This window comes from Halobaculum sp. XH14 (assembly GCF_032116555.1).
Classification (GTDB): Archaea; Halobacteriota; Halobacteria; order Halobacteriales; family Haloferacaceae; genus Halorarum; species Halorarum halobium.
The window spans coordinates 71,044-90,161 of the sequence record NZ_CP134951.1; the positions used below are offsets into that span (position 1 = coordinate 71,044).

Genomic DNA, 19,118 nt, shown 5'->3' on the forward strand with positions numbered 1-19,118 from the left:
TCCACTCGGTTGTAATCGAATACAACCAAGTGGTTATTTGTGGGTCGACGCCTTCGGGTCGGCCCACGACATGGCCTCCGCAGACGACGCCCGGTCCGGGGAAAGCGAGCCGCCGCTGCGTCGGCTCGTCGACGACTTCCTCGAATCGAAGGCGGAGCGCGGCTCCGGCGCGTACGCCGCGAGCGCCGCGTCGGTGCTCGATCGGTTCGCCGAGTGGCTCGCGGCGCGGGACCGGACGCTCGCGGATCTCGACGACGAGCGGCGGGGCCCACAGCTCATGCGCGGCTACGCCAAGCACCTCCGACGGCGGGCGAACGCGGCCGACGGCATCTCGGCCGCGACGGCGAACACCTACTACGCCTACGTCTCGGGCTGTCTCGCGTACGGCGTCCGGGACATGACGCTCTCGGTGAACCCCGCCCGGAGCGAGACGGCCCGGGAGGAACTCCCCGCGGCCGAGGGGAAGCGCTCGGACCAGCAGTTCTGGAGCCGCGACCAGCGCGACGCGCTGGTCGAGCACGCGGCCCGCCGGGCGTCGACGGCGATCGAGGCCGAGCCGTTCGCGGCGCTGACCGAGGCCCGCGATCACGCGCTCGTCGCCACGCTCGCGTTCGCGGGCGTCCGGGGCGCGGAGGTGCTCTGCCACCGGAAGGACGACCGGCGGGGTCGCCAGGGGCTCCGCTGGTCGCGGGTCGACCTCGACGACGGCACGGTCGAGGTGCTCGGCAAGTCCAAGACCGAGGGGAAGCGGTGGCAACACGCCTCCCTCCCGGGGCCGGCCCGCGACGCGCTGGCGACGCTGAAGCGCGTCCAGCGCCCCCCGACGCCCGACTGGCCCGTGTTCGTGACGGATCACGCGCCCACGCTGTGGTCGTGCGCGCGCGAAGAACTCGGTGACGAGCGGGTCGATGACCTCGTGGCCGAGCACGGCGACGTCGGGGCCGTCCTCCGGGCCGAAGCGGTCGTCCCGCCGGCGCTCACCACCGACGGCGGGCGCTCGGTGCTGCGTCGACTCACCGACGCCGCGGGGATCGACCTCCCGGACGGGGCGTCGTACCTCAAACCGCACGGCGCGCGCCGCGGCATCGGCGAGGAGCTGTACCGCGTCGACCGCGGGCTGGCACAGGACCTGCTCCGGCACGAGGAGCTCTCGACGACGAAGGACCACTACCAGCACATCGACGCGGCAGAGCGCACGGCGGCGATCGACGCCGAACTGGAGCGGCTCGACGACGAACGTGGGGACGACGAGCCGCGGTGACGGCGACTCGACCCGGCGTCCGCTGGCTACTCGTCTCCGGTACGACTCATCTCAGAAAACAGGCCATTCGATAGAATGAGGATATAGTTGACACCTCTCCAGCGGCGGTACCGAACCGTCCGTCACGGAACGGCGTCGCCGACGTTCGCCGTGGTCCATCGTGGTAGTTCCCCGCAGTGTTCCTATCCCGACGTCCCTTCTCGGTGTCGACGGAGCCGACAGCACTCGTCGGTTCGACGTGCCGCCGTTCGTCGCCCGCCGAGCGGTTCGAAACATAATGAATCGTATCATCACTGGAAACTGTTATTTCTGACTCGGCATTCGGTACGAGAGTCCGTGTGATGGCGTCGGACGCGACCGGCGCGCGGCCACATCGCGCCGGGCTCCTCGGCGGGCGATCCAATCGACCCACATCGTGAGTCCGAAATTAACTCACAAAAGAGCGTTATATATACGGTAAATTTAACACAATGTATGTTTACTGCCTCTCATGGACAGATTCGATACTATGGGTTCCAGACGGAAGTACCTCAAAACGGCGGGAGCGGTGGGCGCGGCCGGTCTGAGCGGCCTCGCCGGCTGTACGGCGCTCGGCGGCTCCGGCGGGTCGGGCACCATCACCATCGCGGCGGCGGTTCCCGAGACCGGCCGCCTCTCGAGCGTCGGCAACGAGATGCTCGAGGGCTACCGGCTCGGGGTCGACCTGCTCAACGAGGACGGCGGCATCGACGGCAGCGAGGTCGAACTCATCGTCGAGGACGACGAGAGCGACGCCCGGCGGCTCCGCGAGGTGCTCCAGCAGATCACCAGCAACAACGACGTCGACGTGATCTGGGGGAGCTTCTCCAGCCCGCTGGTGATGGCCGGGAGCGCGTTCGCGGAGAACCAGGGACTCCCGTTCCTCGCGGTCGCGACCTGCTTCGAGGAACCGCTTGTGAGCGGCGAGAAGGAGTGGACGTACACGCCGTTCCCGAAGACGCGTGACGTGACCCGGGCGACCGGCGAGATCCTCGGGATGTTGCCCGAGGACGAGCGCCCCCAGCGGGTGGGCATCTGGGAGGAGAACTCCGGCTGGGGTGCCGAGATGGCCGACGCCTGGGAGTCGACGCTGTCCGGGGCTGGCTACGACGTCGCCATGCGCGAGACGTACAACACCGGGAACGGCGACTTCTCGACGCTCATCGCGCAGGCGGAGAGCGCGAACGTCGAGGCGCTGCTCGCGAACCCGCAGCCGCCGGACGGCATCACCGCGATGAAGCAGCTGAACTCCTCGGGCTACATGCCGTCGTTCATCGAGTTCGTCCGCGCGGCCGACCCCCAGGCGTGGTGGTCGGCGCTGGGCGAGGCGGGCGCGGGCGTCCTGATGAGCCCGGGCTGGGCCCCGGGGATGACCGACAACGGCAACGAGGCGCTGTTGAGCGCCTACCAGGAGCGGTTCGCCGAGTCCGAGGACGAGATCCCGCGCGTGATGGTCGGCGTCGGCTACAACCTGGCCCAGACGACCGGACAGGCGCTCGGCGCCGCGGGCTCCTCCGAGCCGGACGCGGTCCGGAGCGCGCTCGACGAGGAGGAGTTCAACACGGTCATCGGCGAGTTCTCGTTCGACCAGTACGGGATGCCCGAGGAGGGACAGCTCGCCGCGGCGAGCGCACAGTGGCAGGGTGGCGAACAGCGCCTCGTCTTCCCGCAGACCGACCAGGCGTCCGAGATGCGCTACCCCATCGAGCGGTAGTCGGCGCGGGCCGACGGGGGTTCGATTCTGCCGGCGGGTTCGATTCCGACCGGAGGAGGATTCTGACGGGGTGACGATTCGACGATCGGGGCCGACCCCGCTCAGTCCCGTTCGTTCGACGACAGGCTATCGAACAGTCGCGGGTCGGTCCCGAACTTGAGGACGTTCGTCATCACCGAGTTGCGGAGGTTGCTGATCACCCGGCCGTGCTCCTTGTAGAACTCGTGGATCCACTGGGAGCCGGCCTCGCGGCTCGGGAACATCATCACCGACGTCCACTGGTACTCGCCGTCCGAGAGGAAGTAGAACAGCGTGTGCTCGTCGTCGCGGATGTACTCCATCGCCTCGCGCCACTCGTCGGCGAAGTGCTCGGGGTTGAACTTGAACTCGAACTTCTCGAAGATGAAGTACTCCTCGTTCGGGATGATCGCCTCCCGGAACACGCCCTCCTCGCGCATGTTCCGGATCGACTTGCTCACGGTGACGTGGGAGATGTCCACGCCGTGGTCCTCCGCTAACACCTCGGTGATCTCGCGGGCCGAGCGCTGCGGGTCGGTCGCCAGCTCGCGGAGGATCAGCACGTCACGCCGCTTGAACTCCCAGTCGGGTTCCGAGTCGGACATGGTGGTACTGGCCGACACGACGGTGAGTCCCGAGAGTGTTTCGATGGTTCGAGCGAGCGGTTCGAGGGGGCCGTCCGCGGACTGCGGCGACGGCCGAGAACCTCCCGGGCGACCGAAGGGACCACCGACGATCCGCTACTCGCCCTCGAACTCGGGCTCGCGGTCGTCGCGGAACGCGGTCACGCCCTCCAGCATGTCGTCGGTGCTCACGAGCAGGCCGAACCCCTGGCTCTCCAGGTTCAGCGCCGTCTCCAGGCTCGCGTCCTGCCCGTCGTTGATGACCTTCTTCGCCACCTTCAGCGCGACCGGCGGGCCGGAGACGAGGTCCTCGACGTAGTCGTCGACGACGTCGTCGAACTCCCCGGCGGGGACGGCGCGGTTGATGACGCCCCAGTCGGCGGCCGTCTCGGCGTCGACGTGGTTCCCCCGGAACACCAGCTCCTTCGTCCGCACCTCGCCGACGAGGCGGACGAGCCGCTGGGTCGCGCCCCCGCCCGGGATGACGCCGAGGTCAATCTCGGGCGTCCCGAACGCGGCGTCCTCGGTGGCGACCCGCATGTCGCAGGCGAGCGCGAGTTCGAACCCCGCGCCGAGACAGTAGCCGTCGATCTTGGCGAGCGTCGGCCGCTCGAACTCGTACACCGTCCGGAACACGTCGTCGACGTCCATCATGTCCCGCGGCTCCGCGGTCGGGAACGCGGTCAGGTCGGCCCCGGCGCTGAACGTCCCCCCGCTGCCCTCGAACACCACGCAGGAGACCTCCTCGGTGTCGACCTCCCCGAGCAGGCGGTCGACCTCCGCCAGCATGTCGTCGTTGAACGCGTTGAGCCGCTCCTCGCGCTCGAACGTCACGCGCAGGACGCCGTCGTCGTCGAGTTCGTGCGCGAGGTAGTGGTACGGCCCGCCGTGGCTGTAGTCGTAGAACCCCTCGCCGGCGGCCTCGCCCGTGTGGCCCGCCTCGACGCGCTCGCGCAGGTAGTCGGCCGGCTCGTACCGCGCCTCGCCCGTCTCCTCGTACAGCGACGCCAGCTTCTCGTGGATCGCGTCGAGCCCGCGCTTGTCGGCCATCCGGCAGACCCCCTCGGCGAACCCGCCGCCGAGGCGCATCCCGACGTCGATCTCCTCGGGCGGGGCCACGCCGGCCCCGACGAGCTTCGCGGCCTCGTTGACCATCCGGGCCTCGATCCGGAGCGTGTCGAACCCCTCGCCCTGGCCGTGCTCGTAGTCCACGCCCTCGCCGTCCTCGTGATCGTAGTAGCCCCGCCCCGACTTCTTCCCCAGGTGACCGCTCTCGACCTTCTCCTTCCACACCGGCGGGATCGGCCGGCCGGCCTCCTTGCGGGCGTGATAGCCGATGTCGATGCCGGTGAAGTCGGCCAGTTCGAACGGCCCCATCGGGTAGCCGCGCCGGAACACCATCGCGGCGTCGGCCTCGCGCACCTCGGTCTCGTCGGCCGAGAGCATCCAGGCGGCCTCGGCCATGAACGGGACCAGCACGTTGTTGACGACGAAGCCGTTCACGTCCTTGCGGACGAAGATCGGCGTCTTGTCGATCGACTCGGCCCACGCGGCCGCGGTCTCGGCCGTCCCGTCCGCGGTGTGGTCGCCGTACACGACCTCGACCAGGTCCATCTTCACCGGCGGGTTGAAAAAGTGCGTCCCGACGACCCGCCCGGGCCGGTCGGTCGCCTCCGAGATCTCCGTGATCGAGAGGCTCGAGGTGTTGGTCGCCAGGATCGCGTCCGCCGGGGCCAGCTCGTCCAGGTCGGCGAATATCTCCCGCTTGAGGGCCATCTTCTCGGGCGCGGCCTCGACGACGAGGTCGGCGTCGTGGACGGCCGCCTCCAGCTCGGTCGCCGTGTCGATCCGGTCGAGCACCGAACGGGCCGACTCGTCGATCTGCCCCTTCTCCTCGAGCTTCTCGAGGCTCCACTCGATGCTCTCGTAGCCGTCGCGGACCAGGTCCGCCTCGACGTCGCGGAGCGTCACGTCGTACCCGCCCAGCGCCGCCACCTCGGCGATGCCGTGGCCCATGCTCCCCGCGCCGAGGACGGCGACCCTTTCGATCGTATCCACAACCATCTTGTGAAATACGTATCGTACATCTCGTGCTTGAATCTGGCGGTTGTTGTAACGTGAAGCGGGTTCCGGAGTTTCCAGCGTGTGTTCCGACACGCTCCCCGTCGCCGGGCGGCGGAAGGCGAGGACGACGGCCCGGCGAACGCGACCCTCCGGGGCCGCCCCGTCGCCGAGGAACCGGCTCGATTCGACGGGGCCGAAATTTCCACACGATATGGAATCGCCAAAATCGGTCCAAAATGTTAATTAGCGCCCCGACACACAGTCGGGCAATGGGAGACGTGACCACGGGACGAGACGTCGGCCGGCCGGCGGGGGCCGGACGATGACGCGGTCGGTCGGCATCGTCGGCGGCGGGCACACGCGGTGGGGCCGCCGCGAGGCGACGTGGAAGGATCTGGCGGCGGAGGCCGGCAAGGCGACGTTCGACGCGGTGCCGGACGTCGGCCCCGAGGACGTGGAGGGGCTGTTCGTCGGCGCGGTCCAGCCCGAGCGGTTCGCGTTCCAGACGCACGTCGCGCCGCTGGTCGCCGAACTGCTCGGCATCAACGTCGACGCGATGATGGCCCGCACCGAACTCGCCTGCGCGAGCGGCCAGGCGGCGCTCCGCTACGCGTGGCTCGCCATCGCGGCCGGACAGCTCGACACGGCGCTGGTGCTCGGCGTCGAGAAGATGAACCTCCCCGAGTCCGCGGGCGAGGAGATGCAGGCGAGCATGACGAACGTGCTCGACCGGGAGTTCGACGGCGTCAACGGGCTGAACGCGCCGCCGTACTTCGCGATGATCGCCCAGCGACACATGCACGAGTACGACACCACGCGCGAGCAGGTCGCGCAGGTGAGCGCGAAGAACAAGAGCCACGCCGCCCACACCGAGTACGCCCAGTTCCGCGACGAGGTGACCGTCGACGACGTGCTGGAGTCGTACCCGCTCTCGCCGCCGCTGTGTCTGTACGACTGTAGCGGCGTCACGGACGGCGCGGCCGGGCTGCTCCTCATGAGCGAGGAGAAGGCCCGCGAGGTCACCGACGAGGCGACCTGGATCACGGGCAGCGGGCAGGCCTGCATGGCGAGCAACTCCATCAACAACCTCCCGTCGCTGTCGGCGTGGCCGCAGGCGACCGTCGCCGCCGAGGGAGCCTACGAGGACGCGGGCATCGACGACCCGCTCCGCGAGATCGACGTCGCGGAGATCCACGACTGCTTCTCGATCAGCGAGATCGTCGAGTACGAGGACCTCGGCTGGGTCGAGAAGGGCGAGGGCGGCCAGTTCGTCGAGGACGGCCGGAGCGAACTCGACGGCGACATCGGCGTCAACCCGCGCGGCGGCCTGCTCGGCTGCGGGCACCCGCTCGGCGCGACGGGGATCTCGCAGGCGCTGGAGATCCACGACCAGTTCCGCGGCGACGTGCCCGACGAGCGGCGCGTCCCCGACCCGGAGACGGGGCTGATCCACAACCTCAGCGGGAGCGGCTCGGTTCACAGCGTCATGGTCATGGAGCGTGAGCGCCCATGAGCGACGACGCGACGCCGAGAACGGACGGCACCGAGGGGGAGGCGGCGACGGGCCGCCACGCACACGGGACGGACGGCGGCCGGGAGGGGCTGCTGCCCGACGGTGGCCGTCGGACCGTCGAGCTCCCGGACACCATCGAACTGCCGCGCCTGCTCGACTTCTACGAGCTCCAGACCGCTGAACACACCAGGATTCACGAGTTCTACGACCGGCTGCGCGAGGGCGTCCTCTCGACGACTCGCTGTGCCGACTGCGACGCGCTCCACTACCCGCCGCGGGTGGTCTGTCCCGAGTGTACGGGCGAGGACCTCGAGTACGTCGAGCTCCCCGACACGGGAACGCTGTACGCGTTCAGCGCGCTCCGCGGCGGCGCGCCGATGGGGATGGCCGACGAGGCGCCGTTCACGGTCGGCGTCGTCGACCTCGACGGCGTGGACGTGCGGCTGTCGGCCCGCATCGACGGCGCCACGGTCGAGGACCTCGACATCGGCGACCCGGTCGAGTTGGCGGTCGTCGACGTCGACGGCCCGGCGGACCACGAGCGCGTGTTCTACCGGTTCGAGCCGGCCGGCGCGACGGGCGGCGAACCGACCCACGGCGACCGGCCGGCCGAGCACGCGGAGGAGTGACCATGCACGAGTACGACCTCACCATCACGACGTTCCTCGAACGCGCGACCGAGCTGTACGGCCACAAGGAGATCGTCACGAAGCTCCCCGACGGGGGCCTGCACCGCTACACGTACGCGGACGCCGCCGATCGCATCGCGCAACTCGCACACGCGCTCGACGAGTTCGGGCTCGACCGCGGCGACCGCGTGGCGGCGATGGCGGCGAACCACTTCCGCCACTACGAACTGTACTTCGGTCCGGCCTGTAGCGGCCGCAGCGTCCACACGGTGAACCACCGGCTGCCCGACGAGCACCTGGTCCACATCATCAACGAGGCGGAAGACAGGCTGGCCTTCGTCGACCCCGAGTTCCTGGAGACGGTCGAGGGCGTCGCCGACGACCTGGAGACCGTCGAGCGGTACGTCGTCCTCGCCGACGAGGTGCCCGACACCTCTCTCGGCCCGGTCGTCGACTACGAGTCGTTCATCGACGGCTACGCGACCGAGTACGACTGGCCCGACCTCGACGAGGACACCGAGTGCGGGCTCTGCTACACCTCGGGGACGACGGGGCTCCCGAAGGGCGTCCAGTACTACCACCGGAAGGTGTACCTCCACACGATGGCCCACGGCCACGTCGACGTGTTCGGCGTCGGCGAGCGCGACACGGTGATGCCGGTCGTGCCGATGTTCCACGTCAACGGGTGGGGGTTCCCGTACACGGCGACGTTCTTCGGCTCCGGGCTCGTCCTGCCGGGCGGCCACACGGACGTCGAGTCGGTCGCCGGCCTGATCGACGACGAGGACGTGACCGTCGCTGCGGCGGTGCCGACCGTCTGGATCGACATGGAGTCGCACCTCGGCGACGACGAGGCGGGCGTCCTCGACAGCCTCGACCGCGTGCTCACCGGGGGGAGTTCCCCGCCGGAGTCGCTCATGCGCCACTACGACGAGGTGTACGAGGCTCCGATCCACCAGGGGTACGGCATGACCGAGGCGTCCCCGCATCTGGTCAACACGTTCGTGACGACCGAGGCCGAGACGCTCCCCGAGGAGACCCGCTACCGGCTCCGGATGAAGGCGGGCATCCCCGCCCCCGGCGTGCAGATCCGCCTCCGCGACTCCGAGGGCGAGCCGGTCCCCCACGACGGCGAGACGCGCGGGGAGATCCACGCCCGCGCGCCGTGGCTCATCGACGAGTACTACGAGCGCCCCGAGGCGAACGAGGAGTCGTTCTCCGAGGACGGGTGGTTCGAGACGGGCGACATCGGCACCATCGACGAGCACGGCTACCTCGACGTGGTCGACCGCCTCGACGACGTCATCAAGTCCGGCGGGGAGTGGATCCCCTCGATCCAGCTGGAGAACGAACTCATGGGCCACGACGGCGTCGAGGAGGCGGTCGTCATCGGGGCCGACCACGAGAAGTGGCAGGAGCGCCCGGTGGCGTACGTCGTCCGCGCGGACGGGTCGGCCGACGAGGCCGCCCTCCGCGAGCACCTGCTCGACCGCTACCCGAAGTGGTGGCTCCCGGACCTGTTCGTGTTCGTCGAGGACGTGCCGCGAACCACGACCGGGAAGTTCGACAAGAAGCTGCTGCGCGACTCGTTCGACGAGGAGTTCGGCACCCTCCCGACCGAGGAGTGAGTCTGGGGCGGCCCGGGTCGGCCCCGGCCGCCTGCCCGCTCAGAACGGGTACTCGCGCGGCTCGTGCTGGATCGAGATCCACTTCGTCTCGGTCACCTCGTGCAGGAACTCGTCGCTGTTGTACCCGCCCATCCCGGAGGCGCCGGTGCCGCTGAAGGGAACGTGCGCCTCGTCGTTGATGGGCTGGTCGCCGATGTGGACCATGCCCGTCTCCATCCGGTCGGCGATCTCCCTCGCGGTCCCCAGGTCGCCCGCGTGGACCGAGCCCGAGAGCCCGTGCTCGGTGTCGTTGGCGAGTTCGACCGCCTCGTCCACGTCCGAGAACGGGATGACGGGCGCGACGGGGCCGAAGTGCTCGTTACACGCCGCGGCCATGTCGTTTGTCACCTCCGAGAGCACGGTCGGGGCGACGACGAGCGAGTCGTCGACGCCGTCGAGTTCGACCGTCTCCCCGCCCGTCTCCAGCGTCGCGCCCGCCTCGACGGTCTCCTCGACGTACCCCAGCATCTGGTCGCGCTGGGACTCGTCGATGATGGGGCCGACGACCGTCCCGGGGTCGTGGGCGGTGCCGACCGGGAGCGACTCCGCCCGGTCGACGAGGGCGTCGACGTACTCGTCGTAGGCGTCCTCGTGGACGAGATGGCGGTTGATGGAGATGCACACCTGGCCCTGGTGGACGAACGAGCCGAAGGTCGCGGCGTCGACCGCCCGGTCGAGGTCGGCGTCGGCGGTGACGACGTGGGCGTTGTTGCCGCCCAGTTCCATCGCCGGGGTGGCGAGGTTCTCGGCCGCCTTCGAGGCGACGCGCCGCCCGACGGGCGTCGAGCCGGTGAACGCGACGACGTCGCCGTGGCGGTGGCTCGCGACCGCGTCGCCGACGTCGGAGCCGCGGCCCGTGACGACGTTGAGCACGCCGTCCGGGAGACCCGCCTCCTCGGCGAGCTTCGCGAAGAGGAGTCCGCCCGTGATCGGCGTGTTCGACGCCGGCTTGACGACGACCGCGTTGCCGGCGGCGATGGCCGGCGCGACCGCCCGCATCGACAGGTTGAGCGGGAAGTTCCAGGGCGAGATGACGGTGACGACGCCCTTCGGGACGCGCTCGACGATGTTCTCCTTGCCGGGGACGTTCGAGCCCGCGTGCTCGCCCTTCATCCGGCGGGGGAGCGTCGCCGCCTCGGCGGCCTGGTCGGTGGCGATCTTGATCGACGTCTCGCCCATCGCGCGCGAGCCGCCCGCCTCGTACTCGAGCAGTTCGACGATCCCCTCCTTGTGCGCCTCCAGCCCGTCGACGAACGCCTGCGCGGCCTGCTGCCGTCGGGCCGGGGGCGCGTCCGCCCACTCCTCGTGGGCCGCCTGCGCGGCCTCGTAGGCGTCGTCCACGTCCGACTCGACCGCGGCCGGGACCTGCGCGACCGTCTCGCGCGTCGAGGGGTCCTCGACGTCGATGGTCCCGTCGCCGGCCGATTCGACCCACTCGCCGTCGACGTATAGGTCGTTCCAGTCGGCGTCTATCGAGATACTGTCTCCCATGGCGTTCGGCGTTCGGACTCCAGCACAAAAACGGATGGGGCGAGAGCGGGGGAGCCGGCGTCGACCCGTCGTTCGGGGGGCGTCGAACCGCGCGGTTCAGTACCGCCCGATGGTGGCGATCGGCGGGCCGCCGCGCGGGCCGTACGGCGCGTCGTCGAGCCACTCGCCGGCGTCCTCGTAGTAGTCGGACAGCCCGGCGGCGGCCCGCTTCTTGAACTTCGTCACGACGCCGTCGCCCTGGAGGTACTCCAGCGCCTCGCCGGCGGCGTTCTTGTTCCACTCGGCGGCCGCCTCGCGCCGGGCGCCGTACAGTTCGACCTCTGCGCGGGCGACCCCGTCGCTCTCCGACCGCGCGGCGACCGCGATGGCCGAGGCCGCCTCGTCGGCGTCGGCGATGCCGGAGTTCATCCCGCGCGCGCCGAACGGCGCGAACAGGTGGCCCGCCTCGCCGGCCAGCAGGACCCGCCGGTGTTCGTCGACGAACGAGTCGGCGGTCACCTGCTTGAACTGGTAGGAGGAGACCCAGTCGACCCGGTCGCGGTAGCGCTCGCCCAGCGTCTTTGCCACCATGTCGCTCACGACCGCGTCGCTCGCCAGCCGCTCGGGGTCGTCGGTCAGCTTGCACTGGATGTCGACGCGCCAGCCGCCCGTGAACGGCACGAGCAGGACGTTCCGCCCGCCGACCTCGGGGTGGTCGTAGTGGAACACGCGTTCGTGTGCGCGCGGCTCGTCCGGGTGCTCGTCGACGTCGGCGATGATGAACGAGTTCTCCGACTGGCTCCCCTCGAAGTTCGAGCCGATCTCCTTGCGGACCGTCGAGCCGGCCCCGTCGGCCCCGACGACGTACGGCGTCTCCCACTCGCGGCCGTCCTCGGTCTCGACGCGGACGCCGTCGGGCTCCGACTCGACCGTCTCGACCGCCGAGTCCCAGTGGATCTCGACGTCGAGTTCCGCCAGCGCGTCCAGCAGGAACTCCTCGGTCTCGACCTGCGGCAGGCTGGTGAAGTGCGGGAGGTCGCCGGTGCCGCCCGGGCTGTCGTACGTGCGCGAGAACACCTCCTTCCCGCGGAACAGCGTCCGCCGGGTGGGCCACACCAGCCCCGCGTCGGCGAGCCGCTTGCCCAGCCCCTCGCGGTTGCGTTCGAGCGTGTGGAGCGTCGTGCCGTGGACGTAGATTGCCCGGCTCCCCGGCCGGTTGCGGCCCTCGGGCTCGGCTTCCAGGACGACGACCGGGACGCCCCGGGCCCGGAGCGCGAGCGCGGCGGTCATCCCCGTCGGCCCAGCGCCGGCTACGACGACCGGGTCGTGCTGACTCTCGGACATACTCGATACTCGGATAGGGGACCCAAAGCGGTTTTGGTTAGCGCACCCACGATCATCGGGAGCCGACACCCGCGGCCGGTACCGACCCGAAGAGCATGTTTTATGGTCGCACTCGCCGCCAGTTCCAGTATGCGATTCGTGACCTACGACGAGGGCCGCCTCGGCCTGCTCACCGACGACGGCGAGGGCGTCATCGACCTCTCCGACCGGCTCGGCATCGACTCGCGCGACCCGCTCGTCGCGTACATGCGGGGCGACTACGACGCGTCCCGGTACGCCGACGCAGAGCCCGACCACGACCGCGCGGCGGTCGACCTCGGCTCGCCGGTCCGCCGGCCGGGGAAGGTCATCGCCGCGCCGCTCAACTACGAGAACCACATCGAGGAGGCGCTCGCGGACCGGGACATCACCACCGAGGAGTGGTTCTCCATCGAGGACAAGGGCTACTTCCTGAAAGCGCCCTCCAGCGTCGTCGGTCCGGACCACGGCGTCGAACTCCCGTTCTCGGACCGCCGGACGGACCACGAGATCGAACTCGCGTTCGTGATGGGCGAGGAGGCCAAGGACGTGTCCGCCGAGGAGGCGTGGGACCACGTCTTCGGCTACACCATCCTGCTCGACATCTCCGTGCGCGGCGACCAGGACCGCTCGAACCGGAAGTCCTACGACACGTTCACCGTCGTCGGCCCGTGCGTCGTGACGGCCGACGAGATCGACGACCCGCAGGACCTGGAGATGGAACTGCAGCTCAACGGCGAGACGCGCCAGCGGGAGAACACGGGCGACATGGTGTACACCTGCGCGGACGTGGTGCAGTACGCCTCCATCGGCGCGACGATCGAGGTCGGCGACGTGATCACCACCGGCACGCCGGAGGGCGTGAGCGAACTCCACGACGGCGACACGATCGACGCCGAGATCGAGGACGTGGGGTCGATGACGGTCGACGTGACCGGGCGGGACGTGCGGTTCGCGGACGTGGACGTGGCGAAGGGCGGACAGGAGTAGTTCAGGACGCCGTTTTCCTCGGGTTTCGTTTTCCGTCCGTCGCGTCGATTGCCTCGAACGCCCCTCGCGACTGTCGGCCTGCGCGGGACGCTCCGCGCTCCTCGGCCTTCGGCCTGCGGTGCTCCCCCTCGCGCGCGGGCCGTCGAGGTGACGGCCGACGGCCTCCGCGACGTCGAGGGCGACCTGTGGACCGTGGACCGGGAGGAACTCCGGAATTCGGTCGGCGAGACGCGCGAGCGCGTCGTCGGCCGCCACGGGCTCTGGTTCGCGTTCCGGACCCACTACGGGGAGACACACGTCCTCCGGTAGCGGGGACCGCATCGCGCGGGGGGAGGCTTTATGTCCGCGCGCGGACGACGGCGTGACAGACGATGGCAATCCTCGAATTGGACGAGATCGACGTCGGATACGGGGCCGTGCAGGTCATCTGGGACGTGAGCCTCGACGTGGCGGAGGGGGAGACGGTCGCGCTGCTTGGCGCGAACGGCGCGGGGAAGACGACCGTGCTGAAGACGATCTGTGGCCCGCTCACGCCGATGGACGGCGACGTCCGCTTCAGGGGCGAGTCGATCGGCGGCCTCCAGCAGGACGAGGTGGTGCCCGAGGGCATCGCGCACGTCCCCGAGGGCCGCGAGATCTTCCACGATAGCTCCGTCGAGGAGAACCTCACGCTCGGCGCGTACGCGAACCGCGACGGGATGGCCGAGCGCCGCCGCGAGGTGTACGACATCTTCCCGCGGCTGGAGGAGCGCACCGGCCAGCGCGCGGGCACGCTCTCAGGGGGCGAACAGCAGATGCTCGCCATCGGCCGGGGGCTGATGTCCGACCCCGACCTCCTGCTGCTCGACGAGGCGAGCCTCGGGCTCGCGCCGGTGCTCGTCGACGACGTGTTCGACGCGATCGAGCGCATCAACGACGAGGGGACGACCGTGCTCATCGTCGAACAGGACGTCCACAACGCGCTGCGGGTCGCCGACCGCGGCTACGTCCTCGAATCGGGTCGCGTGTCGCTGTCGGGGTCGGCCGAGGAACTCGCCGAGGACGAGCGCGTCGCCGCGTCGTATCTCGGCGGCTGAGCGGCCGAGCGCGCGCGGCGGCCGACGTGGAGCGACGGCGACCGCCGACGGCCCGCGAACGGCACACGAAGAACCGAGGACGGAACGAACGGACCGAAAAACTCGAACTTCTCGCCGGAGCGGGCTAGGCCCCTTCGGACCGCGACTCCTCGACGTCCGACGGGGGCGTCTCCGTCTCCTCGTCGTCCGAGAGGTAGCGCCGTTCGACGAGCCCGTACAGCCCGCTCGGGACGAAGACGATGAACAGGATGATGAGCAGTCCCTCGATCGTCGTCGCCAGCCCGCCCGCGACGGCGCGGAGTCCGGTGTCGAGCGCGAGGAACAGCCCCGCCCCGATGACGGGCCCGAGCATCGTCCCCATCCCGCCGAGGATGACGACGACGAGCGTGTCGATCATCCAGACGACGTCCAGCGTCGACTCGGGGTTGACGTACAGCGTGAACTGCGCGTAGATCGCGCCCGTCAGCCCGGCCATGAGCGAGGAGATCACGAACGCGTACATCTTGTACCGCAGCGGGTTGACGCCGAGGCTGCTCGCGGCACCCTCGTCGCCGTGGATGGCCCGCATCGCGAGCCCCCAGCGGCTCTCGATCACGAGGTACGCCGCGACCAGCATCCCGACGGTGACGACCAGCGCGAGGAGGTACATCGCGTCGGCCCCGATGCTGCCGTTGATGTAGTAGCCGGTCGAGCCGCCCGAGAACCGCCGCTGGTCGAGCAGCACCAGCTGGATGATCGCCGCCAGCGCCAGCGTCCCGATGGCGAAGTAGTGGCCCGTCAGCCGGAACATGATCGGGCCGGTGGCGAGCGCGAGCAGGCCGGCGGCGAGCGCGCCCCCGAGCAGCGAGACGATCGCGACCGCCGCGGGTGAGCCGAGCGGGATGAGCTCGGGCAGCCCGGCGCGCGAGGGCGTCGTCAGCCACGCCGAGACGAACGCGCCGGTCCCGAAGAAGGCGGCGTGGCCCAGCGAGACCTGCCCGGCGTACCCCGCCAGCACGTTCCAGGAGATGCCGAGCATCGCGAACACCAGCCCGGTGAACACGATCTCGGTGATGTAGGCGGTGGTGGTGAACGGCACGATCGCCAGGAGCGCCACCCCCACGGCGGCCAGCGCGAGCCGTCGCCGGTCGCCGGCGATCCCCTCGGCCGCGGCGCCGAACCGGTCCATCATTCGCCGTCACCCCCGCCGGTGCCGAACAGCCCCTGGGGCCGCACGACGAGCACGAGGAGGAAGATGGTGAAGCTGATGATGTCCCGGAAGCCGCCGCCGAGATACAGCGTCCCGAGGTTCTCGGAGACGCCGAGAACGAGCCCCCCGACGAGCGTCCCGGCGATGCTCCCGACGCCGCCGAGCACGACCACGGCGAACGCCTTCAGCAGGTACGACCACCCGACGAACGGGGTGATGGGGAACAGCATCGAGAGGAGCGCCCCGGCGGCCCCGGCGAGCGCCGTCCCGATGCCCAGCGTGATGACGTAGATGCGGTCGGTGTCGATGCCCATGTACCGCGCGGCGTCGCGGTTCTGTGCGGTCGCCCTGATGGCCCGCCCGGTCGTCGTGTACCGCAGGAACGCCCAGGTGGCGAGGATGAGCGCGACCGAGACGACGAACGTCACCGTCCGCGGGAACGAGAACAGCACCGGGCCGATCTCGAGGCTCTGTCCCGAGATGCCGACCTCGGCCGAGCGCGCGTCGCTCCCGAGCACGATGCGCCCGAGGCTCTGGAGCACGAGCGCGAGACCGAACAGCACGATGATCGGCTGTTCGATCCCCTCGTCGACGACGCGGTCGAGCACGAGCACCTGGATGGCCATTCCGAGGACGAAAAGCAGCGCCATCGCGACGAACATCCCGATCAGCGGCGTGATCCCGGCGGCCGCGAACAGCAGGATGGCGACGTACGCGCCCAGCATGAGCATGTGCCCGTGCGCGAGGTTGACGATGTCCATGATCCCGAACACGAGCGAGAGGCCCAGCGCGGCCACGGCGTAGATCCCCCCGAGGAGGAGCCCGTTGACCAGGATCTGTAAGACGAGTTCAGTCGGCGGCATACGTGTGAGTCGGTGGTTGGTGGGGCATATAAAACCGGGGTGGGGAGCGGGTTATCGCTCGCCCCAGGGCGTCATCGGGTACTCGAAGTCCATCGCGGCGTCGCCGTCGACGTCGGGGTAGACGGTGTGCTGGCCGCCGTCCCACCACTGGCCGGTCGGCGCGGTGAGTTCGCCCTCCGTCGGCAGCCCGTTGCTCTCGAAGGTGAAGTCGCCGATGACGGTCCCGAACTCCGTCTCCCGGAGCGCCGACTGGTACGCGCCGGGGTCGGTGGACTCGGCGGCCTGCGTGGCCTGCAGCGCGACCTGCGCGACGTTGTAGGCCCCGCCGACGGCGGTGGGGATGAGCTGCCCCTGATCGAGGCCGTACTCCGACTCGTAGGCGCTCTGCAGGTCCGTGTTGCCGTTCCCGGTCATGCCCGGGACCCAGCCCGGACACATGCAGGCGTACGCGCCCTTCTGGCCGAGCGCGGACCACCACGCCGTCGGGTCGGCCGCGCGGACGTACTTCAGCACCTCCGGCGTGTAGTCGTTCGCCTGCATCTGGTTGATCGACGTGATCCCGCCCGGCGGCGTCGGGTTCGACAGGAGGATCTCGACCTCCTGGCTCTGCGACTGGGAGATGAGCGTCGAGAAGTCCTCCGAGCCGAGTGAGAACGTCTCGCGCAACACGACGTCGTAGCCCGCGTCCGAGAGCGTCGACTCCCAGGCGTCGGCCTGTTCCGCGCCCCAGCCGGAGTTGGGCTCCCAGATGCCGACGCGGCTCGGCCGCTCGTCCTCGGGGATGAGTTCGAGTAGCCCCTGCGTGGAGCGGGCCACGTCGCGCGATTTGGGGAACGGCGAGTAGGTCCACTCGTACCCCTCGTTCCGGTGGGGGCCCTCGAAGGCGAAGAACGCGCCCAGGAACGGGATGCCCTGGTTCTCCGCGAACGCGCTCCCGGCCGTGACCAGCAGGCTGGAGAAGCTCCCCCAGATCATGTCGACGTCGTTGTTGCTGGTGATCTGCTGGAGGCTCTGGCGCACCTGATCGGCACTGCTCTCGTCGTCCTGGATGACGATCTCGACCTCCTGGTCCAGCTGGTCGTTCATCCGGGCGACCCCGAGTTCGTAGCCGCGCCGGACGTCCTGGCCCAGCGAGGAGAACGAGCCGGTCTCCGGGACCGTCGCCCCGATGGTGAGCGTGCCCGACCCGCCGGAGCCGCCGAAGGCCGTACAGCCGGCGAGCCCCGTCATGCCGGCCGCACCCGCGGCACCGACCGTTTTCAGGTACTGTCGTCTGGAGTTACCCGTAGCACTGTCTACCATGCTATGCGTCCTCATTACGCTCTCGTATGTAAAACCATGTGGTTCTTCTCCCCGTTTTCGCCCCGGAACGATGGTCCAGACCCCGCTCCACGACGGTGGTCGCACCGAGAAAGCAGCCGGAACGCCGGGACCGCGACGATCGGACGGTGCGATCGGAACGCTCCGATCCGGCCGCCGCGACCGGGCCGTTGCGACCCGGCCGCTACGAAGAGGGCTCGGCCTCGGCGTAGAAGTTGAACGCCTCGAGCACCGGCCGGTCGGTCATCCCCAGCAGGATCGCCTCCCCGTCCGGCTCGTGGTGGTGGATCTCGTCGGGCGGCACCACGAAGATGTCCCACTGGCCCCACTCGAGCGCCTCGTCGCCGACGTGGGTGGCGCCCTCGCCCTCGATGACGAAGTACACCTCCGTCGCGTTGTGGAAGTGCGGGTCGGTCGCCTCCTGGAGCAGCTGCGCGCGGAACGACATCGTCGGGAACAGCGGCTCCTTCCCGGTGGCCGGGTTGACGTACGCCAGGCTGTAGCCGTCGTGCGGGTCGGGCTCGTCGTTGTCGGCGCGCTGGCGCAGCGACTCGAGCATCTCGTCCCAGCCGAAGCGGTACGGCGGCGTCGCCTCCCTGTTCCCCTCGAACGGGCCGGGGATGGTGCCGTCCCCCTTCTCGTCGGCCGGCCGGCCGCGGCCGTACTGGGAGTCCCAGTAGCCCTGCGTCTTCGTCACCGGCTGGCGTTCGAGCTCGTGGTTCTCGAACACCTGCTTCTTGTTCAGCGAGTCGAGGAACAGCGGCAGGTCGAGCACGTCGAGCCAGGCGGCCGTCTCGTCGGAGTCGTTGACGTGGTCGTGCCACTCCCACTGCGGGGTGGTGATGAGGTCGTTGTTCTCCATCGGGAACTCCTCGCCCGCCACGACCGTCTTCATCTCCTCGTTCCCGTCGATGGTGAACCGAAGGGCGTTGGCCGAGTGTCGGTGCGAGGGCGCGGTCTCGCCGGGCGAGACGGTCTGGACGCCGACGTAGATGCTGTTCGAGATGGCGTTCTCGGTCCCGGTGTTGATGGGCACGGCGACGCGCCGCTGGAACCCCGGCGGCAGGTCGGCGATGGGAACGTCCGACTCGACGCCGTCGATGGCGGCCTGGATGTCCTCCCAGTGCCAGATGTCCGTCTCCAGGTCGTCCATGACGTTGCCGAAGTCGTCCTCCACCTCCCAGAGCGGACGGAGGCCGTGTTCCTCGAGGATGCTCCGGGTCTCCGCACTGACCTCTAGGAGTTCCTCAGGGTCTTGCTGGGCCATGGACAATAGTTAGCACAGATTCGGCATAAGTGTATTGGACGGGCGAGCGGGCCGTCGCCCGGATTCGCGGCCCG

General features: G+C 69.6%; 16 protein-coding genes. 8 read left to right on the forward strand and 8 right to left on the reverse strand.

Annotated elements, in window-relative coordinates; genetic code table 11:
* The first annotated feature begins 70 nt into the window (after positions 1-70).
* Entirely contained in the window at positions 71-1,261 is a 1,191-nt protein-coding gene (locus RJT50_RS18020) for a tyrosine-type recombinase/integrase (RefSeq protein WP_313696298.1), read from the forward strand.
* A 490-nt stretch (positions 1,262-1,751) separates the two neighbouring features.
* On the forward strand, positions 1,752-2,993 hold the full coding sequence (locus tag RJT50_RS18025; RefSeq protein WP_313696299.1) for an amino acid ABC transporter substrate-binding protein: 1,242 nt from the start codon (positions 1,752-1,754) through the stop codon (positions 2,991-2,993).
* A gap of 101 nt (positions 2,994-3,094) precedes the next feature.
* Here the strand turns inward: RJT50_RS18025 and RJT50_RS18030 are convergent, their stop codons facing one another.
* Together RJT50_RS18030 and RJT50_RS18035 are read right to left on the reverse strand one after the other, a co-directional pair.
* Positions 3,095-3,616: a winged helix-turn-helix domain-containing protein gene (locus RJT50_RS18030; RefSeq protein ID WP_313696300.1), complete on the reverse strand. Its 522-nt coding sequence runs from the start codon at positions 3,614-3,616 to the stop codon at positions 3,095-3,097.
* A gap of 135 nt (positions 3,617-3,751) precedes the next feature.
* A complete protein-coding gene (locus RJT50_RS18035; RefSeq protein WP_313696301.1) occupies positions 3,752-5,698 on the reverse strand; it encodes a 3-hydroxyacyl-CoA dehydrogenase/enoyl-CoA hydratase family protein in 1,947 nt (648 codons plus the stop codon).
* 322 nt (positions 5,699-6,020) lie between these two features.
* Here RJT50_RS18035 and RJT50_RS18040 point away from each other — a divergent pair, with 322 nt between their 5' ends.
* From RJT50_RS18040 to RJT50_RS18050, 3 genes are read left to right on the forward strand one after another with little or no spacing between them, the layout of a single operon-like run.
* The gene (locus tag RJT50_RS18040) at positions 6,021-7,211 is read left to right on the forward strand and encodes a thiolase C-terminal domain-containing protein (protein WP_313696302.1); all 1,191 of its coding nucleotides are present in this window, start codon (positions 6,021-6,023) and stop codon (positions 7,209-7,211) included.
* Positions 7,208-7,840, forward strand: a complete 633-nt coding sequence (locus RJT50_RS18045) for a Zn-ribbon domain-containing OB-fold protein (RefSeq protein WP_313696303.1) — start codon at positions 7,208-7,210, stop codon at positions 7,838-7,840. Before RJT50_RS18040 ends, RJT50_RS18045 begins: the two co-directional genes overlap by 4 nt.
* 2 nt (positions 7,841-7,842) lie before the next feature.
* Positions 7,843-9,468: a long-chain fatty acid--CoA ligase gene (locus RJT50_RS18050; RefSeq protein WP_313696304.1), complete on the forward strand. Its 1,626-nt coding sequence runs from the start codon at positions 7,843-7,845 to the stop codon at positions 9,466-9,468.
* A 39-nt stretch (positions 9,469-9,507) separates the two neighbouring features.
* On the opposite strand, the gene RJT50_RS18055 is transcribed toward RJT50_RS18050, so the two are convergent.
* A complete protein-coding gene (locus RJT50_RS18055) occupies positions 9,508-10,998 on the reverse strand; it encodes an aldehyde dehydrogenase family protein (protein ID WP_313696305.1) in 1,491 nt (496 codons plus the stop codon).
* A 96-nt stretch (positions 10,999-11,094) separates the two neighbouring features.
* Positions 11,095-12,321, reverse strand: coding sequence for an FAD-dependent monooxygenase (locus RJT50_RS18060; protein ID WP_313696306.1), 1,227 nt, complete (start codon positions 12,319-12,321; stop codon positions 11,095-11,097).
* A 129-nt stretch (positions 12,322-12,450) separates the two neighbouring features.
* Here RJT50_RS18060 and RJT50_RS18065 point away from each other — a divergent pair, with 129 nt between their 5' ends.
* The 3 genes from RJT50_RS18065 (at position 12,451) to RJT50_RS18075 (ending at position 14,405) form a co-directional block, all read left to right on the forward strand.
* Entirely contained in the window at positions 12,451-13,329 is an 879-nt protein-coding gene (locus RJT50_RS18065) for a fumarylacetoacetate hydrolase family protein (protein WP_313696307.1), read from the forward strand.
* A 147-nt stretch (positions 13,330-13,476) separates the two neighbouring features.
* On the forward strand, positions 13,477-13,638 hold the full coding sequence (locus RJT50_RS18070; protein WP_313696308.1) for a hypothetical protein: 162 nt from the start codon (positions 13,477-13,479) through the stop codon (positions 13,636-13,638).
* A 68-nt stretch (positions 13,639-13,706) separates the two neighbouring features.
* Positions 13,707-14,405 (forward strand): ABC transporter ATP-binding protein, encoded by a 699-nt coding sequence (locus RJT50_RS18075; RefSeq protein ID WP_313696325.1) that lies wholly within the window; start codon positions 13,707-13,709, stop codon positions 14,403-14,405.
* A gap of 124 nt (positions 14,406-14,529) precedes the next feature.
* Here RJT50_RS18075 and RJT50_RS18080 read toward each other — a convergent pair whose 3' ends face one another.
* The 4 genes from RJT50_RS18080 to RJT50_RS18095 form a co-directional block, all read right to left on the reverse strand.
* Entirely contained in the window at positions 14,530-15,576 is a 1,047-nt protein-coding gene (locus RJT50_RS18080) for a branched-chain amino acid ABC transporter permease (RefSeq protein ID WP_313696309.1), read from the reverse strand.
* The gene (locus RJT50_RS18085; RefSeq protein WP_313696310.1) at positions 15,573-16,457 is read right to left on the reverse strand and encodes a branched-chain amino acid ABC transporter permease; all 885 of its coding nucleotides are present in this window, start codon (positions 16,455-16,457) and stop codon (positions 15,573-15,575) included. The genes RJT50_RS18080 and RJT50_RS18085 overlap by 4 nt, the downstream gene beginning before the upstream one ends.
* Positions 16,458-16,508: 51 nt before the next feature.
* Positions 16,509-17,759 (reverse strand): ABC transporter substrate-binding protein, encoded by a 1,251-nt coding sequence (locus RJT50_RS18090; RefSeq protein WP_313696311.1) that lies wholly within the window; start codon positions 17,757-17,759, stop codon positions 16,509-16,511.
* 202 nt (positions 17,760-17,961) lie between these two features.
* Complete coding sequence (locus RJT50_RS18095) at positions 17,962-19,044, reverse strand: cupin domain-containing protein (RefSeq protein WP_313696312.1); 1,083 nt, start codon at positions 19,042-19,044, stop codon at positions 17,962-17,964.
* Positions 19,045-19,118: the final 74 nt, after the last annotated feature.